Consider the following 452-nt stretch of genomic DNA (forward strand, 5'->3'; position numbering starts at 1 on the left):
CTTTTAAAGCTTCAGCTTTTAACTCGGCTGCTGAACGTTTGTCTTCTAAACTAACTTTTGCCACAACTCCGTTATAATTGCTTGTCGGATCTCCAACATAACCTCTGGCGTAAACAATCTCGGCCTGATTGCCAATTCTTTTCTTCAAACCTTCAAGCGGGGTGATTTCATATCTGGCTTTTAAGGATGAGCTTCCTCCACCAACTGTCATCATTTTAATAGCGTTTTCACCAATGACAGCGATTTTCTTCGTTTTAGAAAGATTGATTGGTAAAATAGTATTGTTGTTTTGAAGCAATACAATTCCTTCTTCAGCAATTTTCAAACCTGCTTTTGCATGCTCTTCTGTACCAAATGATCCGAAAGGCCTGTCTTTGTTCATATTAGTCAGGAAGGATAAACGTAAAATACGGCGTACTTTTTCGTCTAACTCTTTAGTTCCGACTTCACCT

General features: G+C 38.7%; 1 protein-coding gene. It reads right to left on the bottom strand.

The window, feature by feature from the left end:
- Positions 1–452: glycoside hydrolase family 3 C-terminal domain-containing protein (locus tag FHK88_RS03645; protein WP_227429422.1), on the bottom strand; the 452-nt coding region annotated here is incomplete at both ends.

This window comes from Psychrobacter sp. I-STPA6b (genome assembly GCF_020662265.1).
In the GTDB taxonomy this organism is placed as follows: Bacteria; Pseudomonadota; Gammaproteobacteria; order Pseudomonadales; family Moraxellaceae; genus Psychrobacter.